General features: G+C 67.1%; 15 protein-coding genes and 1 tRNA gene. 11 read left to right on the forward strand and 5 right to left on the reverse strand.

Translation table 11 applies throughout. The annotated features are described in order from the left end of the window. From AC1DP9_RS05110 to AC1DP9_RS05125, 4 genes are all read left to right on the forward strand, one after another. The gene (locus tag AC1DP9_RS05110) at nt 1-687 is read left to right on the forward strand and encodes a fumarylacetoacetate hydrolase family protein (protein WP_477106776.1); all 687 of its coding nucleotides are present in this window, start codon (nt 1-3) and stop codon (nt 685-687) included. A gap of 36 nt (nt 688-723) precedes the next feature. Next, nucleotides 724-1,482, forward strand: a complete 759-nt coding sequence (locus AC1DP9_RS05115; RefSeq protein ID WP_092292720.1) for an SDR family oxidoreductase — start codon at nt 724-726, stop codon at nt 1,480-1,482. Between the two features lie 47 nt (nt 1,483-1,529). After that, nucleotides 1,530-2,519 (forward strand): Bug family tripartite tricarboxylate transporter substrate binding protein, encoded by a 990-nt coding sequence (locus tag AC1DP9_RS05120; protein WP_477106777.1) that lies wholly within the window; start codon nt 1,530-1,532, stop codon nt 2,517-2,519. Nucleotides 2,520-2,663: 144 nt separating this feature from the next. Next, nucleotides 2,664-3,878, forward strand: a complete 1,215-nt coding sequence (locus tag AC1DP9_RS05125) for a hypothetical protein (RefSeq protein ID WP_477106778.1) — start codon at nt 2,664-2,666, stop codon at nt 3,876-3,878. Nucleotides 3,879-3,942: 64 nt separating this feature from the next. On the opposite strand, the gene AC1DP9_RS05130 is transcribed toward AC1DP9_RS05125, so the two are convergent. Beyond that, nucleotides 3,943-4,542 (reverse strand): helix-turn-helix transcriptional regulator, encoded by a 600-nt coding sequence (locus AC1DP9_RS05130; protein WP_092292714.1) that lies wholly within the window; start codon nt 4,540-4,542, stop codon nt 3,943-3,945. Nucleotides 4,543-4,620: 78 nt separating this feature from the next. Here AC1DP9_RS05130 and AC1DP9_RS05135 point away from each other — a divergent pair, with 78 nt between their 5' ends. Both AC1DP9_RS05135 and tolA read left to right on the forward strand, forming a co-directional pair. Next, on the forward strand, nt 4,621-4,806 hold the full coding sequence (locus AC1DP9_RS05135) for a hypothetical protein (RefSeq protein WP_477106779.1): 186 nt from the start codon (nt 4,621-4,623) through the stop codon (nt 4,804-4,806). A 55-nt stretch (nt 4,807-4,861) separates the two neighbouring features. Continuing rightward, on the forward strand, nt 4,862-5,653 hold the full coding sequence (gene tolA / locus AC1DP9_RS05140) for a cell envelope integrity protein TolA (protein ID WP_477106780.1): 792 nt from the start codon (nt 4,862-4,864) through the stop codon (nt 5,651-5,653). Nucleotides 5,654-5,707: 54 nt separating this feature from the next. On the opposite strand, the gene AC1DP9_RS05145 is transcribed toward tolA, so the two are convergent. Next, on the reverse strand, nt 5,708-6,223 hold the full coding sequence (locus AC1DP9_RS05145; RefSeq protein ID WP_477106781.1) for a metal-dependent hydrolase: 516 nt from the start codon (nt 6,221-6,223) through the stop codon (nt 5,708-5,710). Nucleotides 6,224-6,324: 101 nt separating this feature from the next. Next, nucleotides 6,325-8,271: a propionate catabolism operon regulatory protein PrpR gene (gene prpR / locus AC1DP9_RS05150; RefSeq protein WP_477106782.1), complete on the reverse strand. Its 1,947-nt coding sequence runs from the start codon at nt 8,269-8,271 to the stop codon at nt 6,325-6,327. Between the two features lie 219 nt (nt 8,272-8,490). Between prpR and AC1DP9_RS05155 the strand changes: the two genes are divergently transcribed. The 5 genes from AC1DP9_RS05155 to AC1DP9_RS05175 all read left to right on the forward strand — a co-directional run bounded on the left by AC1DP9_RS05155 (nt 8,491) and on the right by AC1DP9_RS05175 (nt 13,540). Then, a complete protein-coding gene (locus AC1DP9_RS05155; RefSeq protein ID WP_477106783.1) occupies nt 8,491-9,690 on the forward strand; it encodes a CaiB/BaiF CoA transferase family protein in 1,200 nt (399 codons plus the stop codon). After that, nucleotides 9,687-10,631 (forward strand): hydroxymethylglutaryl-CoA lyase, encoded by a 945-nt coding sequence (locus AC1DP9_RS05160; RefSeq protein WP_477106784.1) that lies wholly within the window; start codon nt 9,687-9,689, stop codon nt 10,629-10,631. Before AC1DP9_RS05155 ends, AC1DP9_RS05160 begins: the two co-directional genes overlap by 4 nt. A gap of 62 nt (nt 10,632-10,693) precedes the next feature. Then, nucleotides 10,694-11,659, forward strand: a complete 966-nt coding sequence (locus tag AC1DP9_RS05165; RefSeq protein WP_092292700.1) for a Bug family tripartite tricarboxylate transporter substrate binding protein — start codon at nt 10,694-10,696, stop codon at nt 11,657-11,659. A gap of 9 nt (nt 11,660-11,668) precedes the next feature. Further along, nucleotides 11,669-12,463 (forward strand): SDR family oxidoreductase, encoded by a 795-nt coding sequence (locus tag AC1DP9_RS05170; RefSeq protein ID WP_477106785.1) that lies wholly within the window; start codon nt 11,669-11,671, stop codon nt 12,461-12,463. 93 nt (nt 12,464-12,556) lie between these two features. Further along, nucleotides 12,557-13,540 carry a Bug family tripartite tricarboxylate transporter substrate binding protein gene (locus tag AC1DP9_RS05175; RefSeq protein WP_477106786.1) on the forward strand — a complete coding sequence of 328 codons (984 nt, stop codon included), beginning with the start codon at nt 12,557-12,559 and terminating at the stop codon, nt 13,538-13,540. Between the two features lie 12 nt (nt 13,541-13,552). Here AC1DP9_RS05175 and AC1DP9_RS05180 read toward each other — a convergent pair whose 3' ends face one another. Together AC1DP9_RS05180 and AC1DP9_RS05185 are read right to left on the reverse strand one after the other, a co-directional pair. Next, nucleotides 13,553-14,110 carry a J domain-containing protein gene (locus AC1DP9_RS05180; RefSeq protein WP_092292694.1) on the reverse strand — a complete coding sequence of 186 codons (558 nt, stop codon included), beginning with the start codon at nt 14,108-14,110 and terminating at the stop codon, nt 13,553-13,555. A 231-nt stretch (nt 14,111-14,341) separates the two neighbouring features. Then, nucleotides 14,342-14,435, reverse strand: a tRNA-Ser gene (locus AC1DP9_RS05185). Between the last annotated feature and the right edge of the window lie 81 nt (nt 14,436-14,516).

Below are 14,516 nucleotides of genomic sequence, written 5' to 3' on the forward strand. Positions count from 1 at the left end.
ATGATGGATTTCGTCTTCCCACCTGCCCCGCCGGTCTCGCTGCCTGTCTCGGGTGACACGGCGCGGTTTCCCATCGCCCGGGTCTTCTGCATCGGCCGCAACTATCGATGGGACCCGGCCGAGCCGGCGCCCACCGAGATGCCCGCCTGGTTCATGAAGCCGGCGACCGCCGTGGGGCCGGCCCGGGGCGAGCTGCCTTATCCGCCGGAGACGACCGAGTTCTGCCACGAGGTGGAACTGGTCGTGGCCATCGGCCGGGGCGGGCGTGACATCGACCCGGCGCAGGCCGAGGCGCAGCACATCTGGGGCTATGCCGTCGGGCTGGACCTGACCCGGCGCGACTTGCAGCAGCAAGCCAAGCGCGTCGGCGGCCCCTGGGAGCCCGCCAAGGCCTTCGACCACTCGGCGCCCTGCAGCGCCCTCGTGCCCGCCGCGACTTGCGGCCATCCGCGCGAAGGGACGATCCAGCTCGCCGTGAACGGTGTCGAGCGGCAGCGCGCGGACCTCTCCGGCCTGCTCTGGTCGGTGCCGGAACTGGTGGCGATGCTGTCCCGATCCGTGGCGCTGATGCCGGGCGACCTGATCTTCACCGGTACGCCGGTCGGCGTCGGGCCCTTGCAGCCCGGCGATGTCATCCAGGCCAGCGTGGCAGGCATCGGCGAGCTAGCGCTGACCGTCGCCCGCTGAAGGCCATCCGCCACCATATATATATAGGAGACCCCCTTGAACGCACCCCGCAAGATCGCCCTCGTCACCGGCGCCGGCAGCGGCGTAGGCCGCCTGACGGCCATCGCCCTGCTCAATGACGGCTGGACCGTCGTGCTGGCCGGCCGGCGTGCCGAGCCGCTGCAGGCGCTGGCCGCCGAGGCCGCCGAACGCGGCCAGCCCGCCATGGCCGCGCCCACCGACGTGACCGACCCGGCAAGCGTGCAGGCCCTGTTCGACACCATCGAGCGCGAGTTCGGCCGGCTGGACCTGCTGTTCAACAACGCCGGCGTCAACGCCCCGGCCGTGCCGATGGACGAGCTGCCGCTGGACAAGTGGTTCAACGTGATCAACACCAACGTCACGGGCGTCTTCCTGTGCGCGCGGGCCGCCTTCGGCCTGATGCGCCGGCAGTCCCCGCAGGGCGGGCGCATCATCAACAATGGCTCGATCTCCGCGCACACGCCGCGCCCGTTCACGGCGCCGTACACGGCCAGCAAGCATGCCGTCACCGGGCTGACCAAGGCGCTGGCGCTGGACGGCCGCGCCTACCACATCGTGGCTAGCCAGATCGACATCGGCAACGCCCTGACCGAGCTGTCCGAACGCATGACGCGCGGCGTGCTGCAGGCCAACGGCACCACCGCGCCGGAGCCGATGATGGATGCCACCCACGTCGCCAATGCCGTGCGCCACATGGCCTCGCTGCCGCTTGAGGCCAACGTCCTGACCATGACCGTCATGGCCAGCGCGATGCCCTTCGTCGGGCGCGGCTGACATCACAGAGTTAACAAGAGTTGACCAGAAATCGAACGGAGACAACGATGCAATTCACCCCTTTCATCAAAACCCTTGGCCTGTCCGCTGCGCTGTCCACCACGCTGATCGTGGCGCCGGGGATGGCCTCGGCGCAGCCCAACTACCCGAGCCGCCCGGTCACCATCATCGTCCCAGCCCCGGCCGGCGGCGGCATCGACCTGATCGCGCGGGTCGTGGGCGAGAAACTCTCGGTCAAGTTCGGCCAGCCGTTCATCGTCGAGAACCGCCCGGGCGCCTCCAACAACCTCGGCACGGCGGTGCTGGCCAACGCCAAGCCGGACGGCTACACCATCGGCATCGTGGGCGGCAGCCACAACATCAACAAGTTCCTGTTCAAGAACCTCGGCTGGGACCCGCAGAAGAGCTTCGAGCCCATCGTCTACACCCACGAGATTCCGCTGGTGTTCGCGATCTACCCGAAGCTGCCGGTCAAGACCATGCCTGAACTGGTGACGTGGATGAAGGCCAACCCGGGCGAAGCCAAGGTGGCCACGTCCGGCCGCGGCAGCGCGCAGGAGATGGCCGCCGAGATGTTCCGCATGGTCAGCGGCGCGCCGGTGCTGCTGGTGCCCTACAAGGGCTCGTCCGCCGCCCACCCCGATCTGGTGGCCGGCCGCACGGCGCTCTATATCGACACCATCAGCGCCATCCAGGAGCAGGTGAAGGCGGGCAACGTGCGCGCCGTGGCGGTCTCCACCCGGAACCGCTCCAAGGCCCTGCCCAATGTGCCGACGGCCGAGGAACAAGGCCTCAAGGGCTACGACGCCAACACCAACGGCGGCTTCCTGGCCCCGGCCGGTACGCCGAAGGACATCGTCGCCAAGCTCAACACCGAGATCAACGCGGCGCTGAAGCTGCCCGAGGTGCGCGCCAAGCTGGAAGCGGCGGGTATCGAGGTGCAGGGCGGCACGCCGCAAGCCTACGCGGCGGTGATCCAGTCCGACCTGACGAAGTGGGGCAAGGTCGTGAAGCAGGCCGGGATCGAGGCGGAATAACCGGCCCAGCCAGCGACCTTCGACCAGCGCCCCTCTGATTAGCAGGATGGTGAGGCGCCCCGGATCCTTGTTACCGTTTGCTCCCGCCGCCAGCTACGTCTGGCGTCGACAAGACAAACGAACAATGGGAAGAAGGGGTTAGTCATGCTGAAGTGGAAATATCTGATGGGCGCGCTGGTCGTGGGGGCTGCCCTGGCCGGCTGCGGGGGCAGCGACGGGCAGGCGCCCGTGCAAACAGAGACGCCGGCGGCTCCCGCCGAGCCGCCGGCGCCAGTACCGGTCAAGTACTCGGGCACGCTGTCCTTCGGCGACACCATCGCCCTCACCGTGGACGCCCCGTCGCGCGGCAAGCTCACCCTCAGCTTTATCGATTCGGCCTTCGGCCTGCGCGGCACGGTCATCGGCAACTACACGAACACGGACGGCAATTTCACCGTGAGCGGCCTCGTGGCCGATAGCGCGGACCCGCCCCCGGCCAACCTGACCGCCAAGCTGGCGGGCATCGGCCTGACGTTCCGCCAGGGCGCCGACGGCCTGTTCGGCGAGATCTCCGGCCTGCCGAACCTGCTGGGCACCAGCACGGGCCTGCTGGCCGGCGATATCGCCGCGAGCGCGGTCACCATCGACCCGCCGGCGCTGAGCAGCCTGGCCGGCACCTACAACGTGCTGATGAACTTCGCCATCTACGACCAGGCCACCGGCAAGCCGCTAGCGGGCCCCGCGAGCACGCCGGCCGGCATGCGCTTCGACACCGACGGCAACGTGCAGCTTTGCAACAGCGCGGATCTCGTCACCTGCGCCACCCCGCAACTGGGCAAGCTGACCCTGGCCGACCAGACGCGCTTTCCGGGTGCATTCGACCTGGTGATGAACGGCGGCGGCTACTTCCGTGGCCGGCTGTTCGTCAACCCGAACGGCGGCATGCGCTTTGACATGAACTACGCCGAGGCGGGAGCGGTCGCCACCGGCACCTGGACCATCCAGCCCGCCCGCGCGCTGGTGGCCGGGGAGCTTGACGGCACGTGGGCCTGCTCTTACGCCAACCGCGTTGTGGACGGCGCGACGGCAGTGTTTGACGGCACAATGGCGCGGGAGACGCTGACCGTCGCCGGTGGCAAGCTCACCGTCGCCAGCAGGGCGCTCACGCTGCCGCTGGTGCTGAACAGGCTCCAGGCTGGCATCACGCTGAACGGCGTGGCGATCGCCGCCGACGGCGACCTGGATGCCGAGCCGGGCGACCCGGCCGCCGTGCCGCCCACCTTCGCCCATGTCCTCCTGAAAACGGGCGCCGACTCGCTGGCGTGGCTCAACCTCTCGCTCGGCAGCATCGTCCAGGGCACGTGCCGCCGCGCGTCCTGACATCGCGCAACATCCGGGCATCACTCTGCGCCGGCCTTCGGGCCGGCGTTTTTTTGCCGGGGCGTCAGTCGTGCAGCAGGTGCCGCAGCCACAGGCTCATCAGCCCCGCCCGGCCGCGCACGCCGAATTTGCGATAGATGCCGGTGATGTAGGAGTGCGTGGTGGAGACCGCCAGCCCGAGCTGTTCGGCGATCTGCTTCTCGCCGGCTTCGGTCAGTAGCAGGTTCAGCACCCTGCGTTCGTGGGGGGCGAGCGCGTCGAGCCGACTGGCATGGTCGGGGGGATGGGGAGGGATGGCCGGCGTCTGCCGCTGCGCGGTCACGTCCCGGGCCACGCCGATGCGCAGCTCGTGCGCCGCGTGCCATTGGGCCGACCAGGACAGATGGACGTCCGCACCGTTTCGGTGCCGGTAGCGATTCTCGAAGCCCACGCGCTTGTTGCCAGCCAGGACCCGGCCGGCCTCGCGCAGCGTCTTCTCCCGGTCCGCCGGCACCACCAGTTCGAGCACCAGCTGGCCGACCAGATCGGACTGCCGGTAGCCGAGGATCTCCTCGCACACCGTGTTGGCGTAGCGGATCTGCCCGGTTTGGTCGACCAGGAAAACAGCGTCGGGGATGCTGTCTGCCAGCGCAATCGCGCCGTCCTCCTTGAGAAGTTTCGTCATCGGTTGGGGGCGATGGCGTTGCGGAGACGCAACTGCCGTGCGCGGGGGCGATCAATCAAATAGTGTACGGGGGTCAACATGGCCGCTCGCGACAATAGCGCAGCGCCGCGCAGCATCCTATCCGAAATCGCTCATCTGCTCATGGCCGAACCGAAGCGCCTCCCCGACCGGCACACTGCCGGCTGGCTGGACGTTGCCACGTCCGACGCGGACGACGCCGCGCGCATCCAGCGCCAGTGGAAAGGCGCCTCCGGGGCAGGTTGAAATCGCCCGACGGCGGGACTATGGTCAGATCAAGGGCATGAATCGCGGAGATGCCATGTCAGGTCGAAAGCCACTGGAACGGGGAACCCTGCCGAGCTTCCTGCTGGCCCTGTTTATCCACGTGCTGCTGGGCTTGTGGCTCTATTACGCGGTCCATTGGCAGAGCCGGACCCCGGTCGGCGTGGAAGCCGAGTTGTGGGACGCGATCCCCGAAAATCCGCCGCAGACCGTGGCCGAGACGAAGCCGGTGGTCCCGCAGCCGGAACGGAAGCTAGAACGGAAGCTGGAACCCGAGCTGAAATCGGAAGACAGGCCCGACATTGCCTTGCAGGCCGAGAAACGCCGTGCGGCAGCCAAGGCCACCAAGGCACTTGAAGCCACGAGGGCAGCCGAAGCCGCGAAGGCTTTCGAAGCCGCCGCGCAAGCGCAGCAGCGCGAGCAAAACCTCCGCGACGCCGAGCGTCAGGCCGCTGCGGCCACCGCAGCCGCCACAGCCGCCACAGCCGCTACAGCCGCTACAGCCAGTGCAACCGGTGCAGGCAGCCGCCCCGGCGACGGTGCCGGCACAGGCGGCACCACGTCGCCGGGCTATGCGGACAAGGTGCGACGCCGGGTCACGCCCAACATCCTCTTCGATGGAGACCTGCCCGACAATCCCACCGCCGTGGTCGCAGTGCATCTGGCACCGGACGGCACCGTGCTGGAGGCCCGGCTGGCCCGCTCGAGCGGACACACCGGCTGGGACAACGCCGTGCTGCGCGCCGTGGCACGCTCCAACCCGCTGCCGCGCGACGAGAACGGCGTGGCGCCCGCCCACATCAATCTTTATTTCCAGCCGAGGGAATAGGAAGACCGCGATCTTCCGGCGATGCTAGCGGCGCCGGATCACCGTCCCGGCGTGTCAGAAGTGCGTCCGCAGATGCCGGACGATTGCGAGGGGATGGCCGCCATGCAGCCAGAACTCGCGGGATACGGCGAGGGCAATCAGCCATGAAGTCGCGACGATGAGAAGGTCGCACCGCCCGCTCTTCCACCAGTTCAGCGAATGGCGCCCCGCGATCCACGGTACGCCCAGCGGGTTCGGCCAGTCGGCCAGCAAGTGCATGACGCCCCCGCAGGCAAAGCCGAATGCGGGTGCGGCCAACGGATGGGTGCCCAGCGCGTGGTAGGCCCATAGCAGGAGGCCGATCCAGGCGATGCCCCAATGCGTCCAGGTGCGATGGGTAATCCACAGGCGACGCGACCTCGACCACCATGCCACTTCCATCCAGTCTGGCGCGGTGCTGCCCAGCATCGCCGCCACAAACCCCGCTATGCTGGCCCAGCCCCACCCTTCGCTGCCGGTCTTCGCGATGACCACTGCAGCGATGACGGCCGCCGCCCATCCGGTGGCGTGGTGAGCTTTGCTTGAGGCCATGAGACTGCGCGAGTTCGCCGGTGATCTTAGAGGGGGCGCAATCTTGGCAGATGTGCGCGAGAAACTCCAGCACTGGATCGATCGCGTCGCGCGGAGCGAGCCTATCCAACCTGTGCCGTGGCCGCCTTCTCCCAACGCCACAACGTCGCGCGGCTCACGCCCAGCCGTTGCGCCGCCTGCTGACGATTGCCGCCACACTCGGCCAGCACTTCCAGCACGCGTGCACGGGGCGCGGTCGATGATGACGGCGCAAGCTCGGGTGGTGGCGCCATGATGCTGGCCGCCCCGAACAGTTCCGGGCAATCGTGATGCAGTTCGTCGAACGCAATGTGCTCCAGATCCTCCCATTGCGAGAAGAACACCGCCATCCGCTCGCAGATATTCTCCAACTCACGGATATTGCCCGGCCAGGCGTGCGCCTGCAGCCTTGGCAGCAAGCGCGCGACCAGGGTCGGTGCGTCGAGGCGCGAGTCCAGCCGGTCCAGCGAGCGCCGCAGCAGGAATGTGGCGAGCAAGGCGATGTCCTCGCGGCGCTCGCGCAGCGGTGGCAACGCCAGTTGCAGCGTGTTGATACGGTAGTAGAGATCCTGACGGAACTGCCTGGAGGCGATCAACTGCGGCAGCGGCTGATGCGTCGCCGCGATAATCCGCACGTCGACCGGAATCGGTATGGCACCGCCCAGACGCAGGATCTCGCGCTCCTGCAGCACGCGCAGCAGCCGCGTCTGCAGCGAGACGGGCATATCGCCAATCTCGTCGAGAAACAGCGTGCCGGTATGGGCCGATTCGAACAGCCCGCGCTTGCCCCCACGGCGCGATCCGGTGAAGGCGCCCTCGTCGTAGCCGAACAGCTCGCTTTCCAGCAGCGCCTCCGGGAAGGCCGCGCAGTTGATGGCGACGAACGGCTTGGCGGCGCGCTTGCTCTCGTTATGAATCGCTTGCGCAAACTGCTCCTTGCCCACCCCGCTCTCGCCGGATAGCAGCACCGTGAGATCCGTCCTGGCATAGCGCCGCGCCGTCGCGCAGGCGCGTTCGAAGGCCGGGCTGGCGCCGATCAGGTTGTCGAAGCGGTTGCGCGCATTGCGCGGATGCCGGCGCTGCTGGCTGCGCAGGCTGGCATCCGCATCCTGGATATTGCGCGCGTCATAGAGCGTAATGGCCGCGCCCACCGTATCGCCATGCTCGCGGATCGGGGTGCGATTGGCGATCCAGTCGCGCTGCGCGAAGCGAAACACGCTGCCCCGCTCCTGCATGCCGCTGGCCAGCGTGGATTGCAGCGACAGCGCCGGCTCGATGTCCTCCAGATGCTGGCCGATCATTCTCGCCTTGACGCGGCCCAGCAGCATTTCCATCGGCGGGTTGACGGCAATCACGCGATTGTCGCGGTCGACGGCCAGAACGGCCTCCTGCAGGTTGTGCAGCACGCCGTTGAGCTGGTCATAGCGCCCCGCTTCCAGGCGGGCCACGCGCGCCAGTTCGATGGCGTCCTCAATCCCCTGGCGCACCGCATTGATCGAGTAGGCCAGGCGCCCCTGGATGCCGTACTGCTCCGCTAGCTCCATGACGATGCTGGAACCCACCACCACCTCATAGCCGTCACGCACGAGCCGCTCGAAGCACTGCCGTGCCTCGTCAGGGGTGCGGTACGCGTACTGCGCCACCTCGATATTGAGCAACTCGCGGACCGCATCCAGTTCGGGAATGCATTCGCCGTACATCACCACGCCTACGCGGTTCGAAATATGCCGTGCCTGCAGGAGCGCCACCAGGATGTCGAAGCCACTGAGCTTGATGGTGGCGACGGGTGCATCGAGCGCGTTGCGCAGGATCGTGGCGTTCGCCCCGGCGCTGACGAAGACGTCGGCCGCCCCGTCGCGCAGGCGCTCGTGCGCGGCGTCCAGTGCGGCCTCGAACGAACCATTGACCACCTCGATCGTGGCGCGGTCGGCGAACTCGTCCAGCACCGTCATGGCGAAGCGGCTGAGGTGCTTGTAACTGATAAAACAAAGCCGCGGCAGGCTGCCGCGCTCAGGGGAAGTGTTGCGCATGGGTCTCCTCGTCGGCCGCCTCCGGGCGCTGCGGCGCCTCTCGTGACCATCGCACGAGCGTTTCACGGCCGTTTCATGAAATGTCTCAACAGTGTTTCATGAAACATGCGGAACGTCATCCTTCCACTCCCATTCCGTTTAGAATCAGCTACTTAGCGAACTCCGCAGGCACTGGCACACCGATTGCACTGAACCCTCCATACGAACACGGAGGAAGCCATGCAGGCGCTAGGACACATCACCGTACTTGACCTGACCCATATGCTCTCGGGCCCGTACGGCACCATGCTGCTGGCCGACCTGGGTGCCCGCACGATCAAGGTGGAGCCCCCCGGCACCGGAGAGGGCACGCGCAAATTGCTGGCGGAGAGCGAGGACTACGCCCGCGACGGGATGGGTGCGTACTTCCTCACGCTGAACCGCAACAAGGAAAGCGTGTGCGTGGACCTGAAGTCCGAGGCAGGCCGGGCGGTGTTTCTGGATCTCGTGCGCAATGCCGACGTTGTCTTCGACAATTTCAGCGCTGGCGTGACGGAGCGGCTGGGTATCGATTACGCATCGCTCTCCAAGGTCAACCCGCGCATCATCACCTGCTCCGTCACCGGCTTCGGCCAGACCGGGCCGGACCGGCAGCAGCCCGCGTTCGACCAGGTGGTGCAGGCCATGGGTGGCGGCATGTCCATCACCGGCATGTCCGATGGCCCGCCGGTACGCAGCGGCATCCCCGTTGGGGATCTGGGCGGCGGGGTATTCGGCGCCATCGGCGTGCTGGCGGCGCTGGCGGCGCGCGAGCAGACCGGGGTGGGCCAGCACGTGGACATCTCGATGCTGGACGCCCAGATCTCGCTGCTGAACTACATGGCGACGATGCACCTGATGTCCGGCCTGGTGCCCGAACGTATCGGCAACAGCCATTTCGTGCACGTGCCGTACAACACCTATCCGACCAGCGACGGCCACATCATCATTGCCTGCATCGGCGACGCGTTCTTCGAACGCTTCCTGAGCGTGATCGATCATCCCGAACTGCGCGCGCCCGAGTACCTGAAGCAGCCGGGCCGCTATGCCGACAAGGCGCGGATCGACGCCATCATCGCCAACGAACTGCGCGCCGAGTCGTCGGCCTACTGGCTGGCCCGTTTGCGGCAGGCGCGCATTCCGTGTGGGCCCGTCAACGATTTCGCGCATGCGTTGCGCGAGCCGCAGGTGGAGGCGCGCGACATGATTGTCGAGGTGCCCCTGAAGACCGGCGAGACCGTGCGGATGCCCGGCAATCCGGTGAAGCTTTCCGGGGTGACCACGCCGGCCTATACCTGTCCGCCCGCGCTGGGCGAGCATACGGCCACGGTGCTGCGCGACACGCTGGGCTATGACGACGCACAGATTGCGCGGCTGCGCGAAGCCGGAGCCGTGGCATGAGCGACGCACAGCGCCACGCCACGCCGGACATCGTCATCACTGACGTCGCACCGCGCGACGGGCTGCAGAACCAGGCCGTCGCCATCTCCACCGATGCCAAGGTAGAACTGATCCGCCTGCTGGCGCGTGCCGGCGTACGGAGCGTCGAAGCCACCAGCTTCGTCTCACCGAAGGCCGTGCCGCAGATGGCCGACGCGGCGGACGTGGTCCAGCGCGCTGCGGCGCAGTGCCCGGACCTGCGGCTTTCCACGCTGGTGCCGAATCTCAAGGGCCTGGAACGCGCGCAAGGCGCCGGCGCCACCGAGATTGCGGTGGTGCTCTCAGCCACCGAGACGATGAACCAGCGCAACATCAATATGGGGCTGGACGCGGCCACCGATGTCAGCGAACAGACACTGGTGCGGGCGCGCGAACTCGGCCTGCGCACGCGTGCCTATGTGGCGGTCGCGTTCGACTGCCCGTTCGAAGGCCCGGTCGATCTCGATACGGTGTTGCGTCTGGCCTGCCGCATGCGGGACGCCGGCGCGGAAGAGATCGTCATCGCCGACACCATCGGCGCTGCAGCGCCCGCCGCCGTCAAATCGCGCATGGCTACGTTGGCACAAGCACTCGACCCCGGCACGCTGGCCGTGCATCTGCATGACACGCGCGGCCTGGGCGTCGCCAACGCATGGGCCGCGCTGGAGGCCGGCGTGCGCCGCTTCGACGCCAGCGTGGGCGGCATCGGCGGCTGTCCGTTTGCCCCCGGCGCGGCAGGCAACCTGGCCACCGAAGACCTGGTGCTGATGGCCGAGCAGTGCGGCCTGCGTACCGGGATTTCGCTCGACGGACTGCTCGATGCAGTGACATTCGCCGAATCGCTGCTGGATCGGCCCCTTGGCGGCCGCTCCATCGCATGGCTGCGGCGCCAGCAGAACCAACGCGGTAAAAGCGGCACGTAAGGCCGACACGGATGCCGCCGAGCATCCGGTCAGACAAGACCCATATAGGAAGGAGACACCTGATGAAGAACATTCGCTGGATTCGAGGCGTGCTGGGCGCCATGGCCTGTACCGCCGCGCTGGCTTCTGGCCACGCCGCCGCGAAGTGGCCGGAAAAGACCGTCACGCTGGTCGTGCCCTATGCGCCCGGTGGCGGCACCGATATCGTCAGCCGCCTGGTCGCGCAGAAGCTGTCCGAGCGTTGGGGGCAGTCGGTGGTGGTGGACAACCGGCCCGGCGCCAACGGCGTGATCGGATCCAGTCACGTTCACAAGTCCGCCCCGGACGGCTACACGCTGCTGATGGTGGTGGGCTCGCACGCGATCAATCCCGTGCTGATGAAAAGCCTGCCCTACGACACGGTGCGTGGCTTCTCCCCCATCACACGCCTCGCCATCTCGCCGATGGTGCTGGTGGTATCGAAGTCCAACCCTGCGAAATCGCTGACCGACCTCGTCAGTGCCGCCCGTAGCCAGCCGCTCGGCATCGGTTATTCGGAAGGCCAGACGCGACTGACCGGCGAGCTGCTGCGCCAGGCGGGCAATCTCAAGACCATTCCGGTGTCGTACAAGGGCGGCGCACAGATCATGGTCGATGTCATCGGCGGCCATGTCGGCGCCGGATTCACCAGCGTGCTGACGGCATTGCCCCACGTGCAAAGCGGCAATCTGCGCGTGATCGGCGTGGCGGCGGATCAGCGCATGTCCCTCTTCCCCGATGCGATGACGTTCAAGGAGGCCGGACTCGATGGCGTGGAATCGCTGAACTGGTACGGCCTGTTCGGGCCGGCGGGCATGTCTCCGGCCATCGTGGAACAGATCCATCACGACCTGCAGCAGGTCACGCAGGACCCGGCACTCGCCAAGCAGATGAAAGACCAAGGGGCTACCATCGTCCTGACCCCACCGACGGAGTTTCGCGCCTTCCTCGACAAGGAAACGCGGAAATGGGCCGACGTGGCCAAACGCGGTGGCATCCAGCCCGAATAGGAAAACCCCATGAATCTTGAACTGACCGAAAAGCGCGTACTGATCACCGGCGGCAGCCGCGGCATTGGGCTCGCTTGCGCTCAAGCGTTCCTGCGTGAAGGTGCCAAGGTCGCGATCATCGGACGCAGCGAGGCCAATCTCGCCGCCGCGCGGAGCGCACTGGTGGCCGATGCGCCGGGCGCCGATCCCTTCACGGTTGCGGCCGACCTCAGTGACGCGGCGCAGGCCGCGCACGCCGTCGACGCCGCAGCCGCCGCACTGGGCGGGATCGACATCCTGGTCACGTCCGCCGGGGGTGCGCGCCGCACCCCGCCTGCGGAGCTGACGCCCCAGTCGTGGCGCGATGCGATGGACGCGAAGTACTTCAGCTACATGCACGTCATCGACCCGGTCATCAAGCGGATGGCCCAGGCCGGCCACGGCGCCATCGTCAATGTCGTCGGCATGGGCGGCAAGGTGGCGAGCCCGACCCATTTGCCCGGCGGCGCCGCCAATGCCGCCCTGATGCTGGCCACGGCAGGGCTGGCCAGCGCGTATGGCCGGTCCGGGGTGCGGGTGAACGCCCTCAACCCGTCAGCCACCCGCACCGAGCGGCTTCAACAGGGCCTGGAAGCCGAAGCGAAGCTGGCTGGCACAACCGTCGACGAGGCCCTCGGCAAGGCCAACGAACGCACCGGGCTCGGGCGGCTTGCCGCGCCCGAAGAGATCGCCGATGCCGTGCTGTTTCTCGCGTCGGCGCGCGCGTCCTACATCTCGGGGGCGATCCTGTCGATCGATGGCGCCACCACGCCCATCGTCGTCTGATCGCACAGAAGCCGTACCCGTGGTTCCGCAGCACCAGATTGCAGATAACAGGCGAATACCGCCGAACTCACTGTTGCATCAGGAGGAGACCCTATGCACCGCCGTACCCTCGTCAAGGCGCTATGCGCCATTGCCGTCGCCACGCCTGCCCTATCTGGCACCAGCGCCTTCGCGCAAGAGTATCCGTCGCGCCCGATCCGGCTGATCGTACCGTTCGCGCCGGGCGGCGTGTCGGATACCAGCGCGCGCGTCATTGCGGACAGGCTGGGCCAGCGCCTTGGCCAGCAGATCGTGGTCGACAACAAGCCCGGTGCCTCGGGAAATATCGGCAGCGCGATGGCGGCCCAGTCGGCGCCAGATGGCTACACACTGCTACTCGCTTTCGACGGCACCATCGTCATCAATCCGCATGTCTTTCCGAAAGTGCCGTTCGACCCGGTCAAGGACTTCGTGCCCATCGGCAAGATTGGCGATGCGGCGCTGATCCTGATTACCCACCCGTCCGTGCCGGCAAAGAACCTGAAGGAACTCGTCGCGTATTCGCAGACCCGGCCTGAAGGGTTGTCATACGGTAGCGCCGGCACCGGCAGCACGCCGCACCTGGCCGGCGAGCTGCTCAAGGCCCGCACCGGCCTGAAGATGACGCACATCCCCTACAAGGGCGGCGGCCAGGCGATGGGGGATCTGGTGGGCGGCACGCTGCCGGTGCTGTACACGGCCGTGGCCGGCGCGCAGCAATACGTGAAAACCGGCAAGGCCACCGCGATTGTAGTCTCCGGCGCGAGCCGCGTATCGACGCTGCCGGATGTGCCAACGCTGGAGGAATCCGGCGTCACAGGCCTGGTCAACGACTCGTGGGTGGGATTGCTGGCCCCCGCCAAGACGCCAAAAGAGATCGTCGACCGACTGTCGAAGGAGTTGAACGTCGTGGTCAACCAGCCTGAGACGCGCGAACGGCTCGCCACGCTGGGCATCGTGCCGGTCGGCAATTCATCGGAGGCGTTTGGCAAGCAGATCCAGGCGGACCTGAAGAAGTACGGCGAGGTCGTCAAGACCGCCAACATCAAGGTCGAGTGAGACGCGGGGCGGCTAGCGGAACCGGAACATCCCCTGCCAGAACGTCTCGAACGCACTGACGGGCTTTTCCGCTTCCGCAGGGGCGGCCTCGGGTGACGGGGCGGCTGCGTCCGCCGCCTTGCGCGACTCGTGCAGCGCCCAGACGCTGTCGGCAATGCGTCCGGCAAGGTCCGCCTCGCAATCCCGGCCCAGTAGCACACCGAACAGGACGTCGCGGGTGTGCCCATCGTCGGCAAAACGCATGGCGATGGCGACCATCTTCTCGTAGTGCTCCTGTGCCGCACGCCTGGCCGCTTCCTGCACCTCGCGCGCCTCGGCTTCCTCGGCCGCATGCTCGGCTTCCCAGCGGCGCGTTTCGCGTTCGAAGACGTCGTCGTAGACCTGTCGCTGCTCGGCATCGGACAGGATCGAATAGGCATCGCGAATCTGCTGGAAGGCGGCATGCGCCTCGGTTTCGCGACCGGGGTTGCGGTCCGGATGCCACTTCATCGCCGCGCGGCGATAGGCGAGCTTGATCTCGTCGAGCGTAGCATCGGACGGTACGCCAAGCGTCGCGTAGAGCGTATTCATGGGGGCGGGGCAGCGCGAAAAACGGAGGCGTCCATCCTAGCATGCCGCACCGCATCAAACCTCGCCGCAGGCCGCCGCCAGATTCATGCGCGTCTGCATGGCCGCCCCGATTCGCTTGAGCGGGTCGGGCGGAATCGGCCTCGTCAGTGTCGTGTCCGAAAAACCCGCGCCAGAAAAAACAAAACCCCGGAAGACCGCGATCTTCCGGGGTTCGCCGCCATTACGATGTAGTGGCGGAGACGGAGGGATTCGAACCCTCGATCCAGGTTTTGGCCCGGATGCTCCCTTAGCAGGGGAGTGCCTTCGACCTCTCGGCCACGTCTCCCAAACTTGCGTTGTGCGAGGGAGGCCGCACAACGAAGCGCGTATTCTAGCGGGGTCGTCTCAACTGGTCAATGACATTTCC

The organism is Cupriavidus sp. 01L43, from assembly GCF_056399925.1.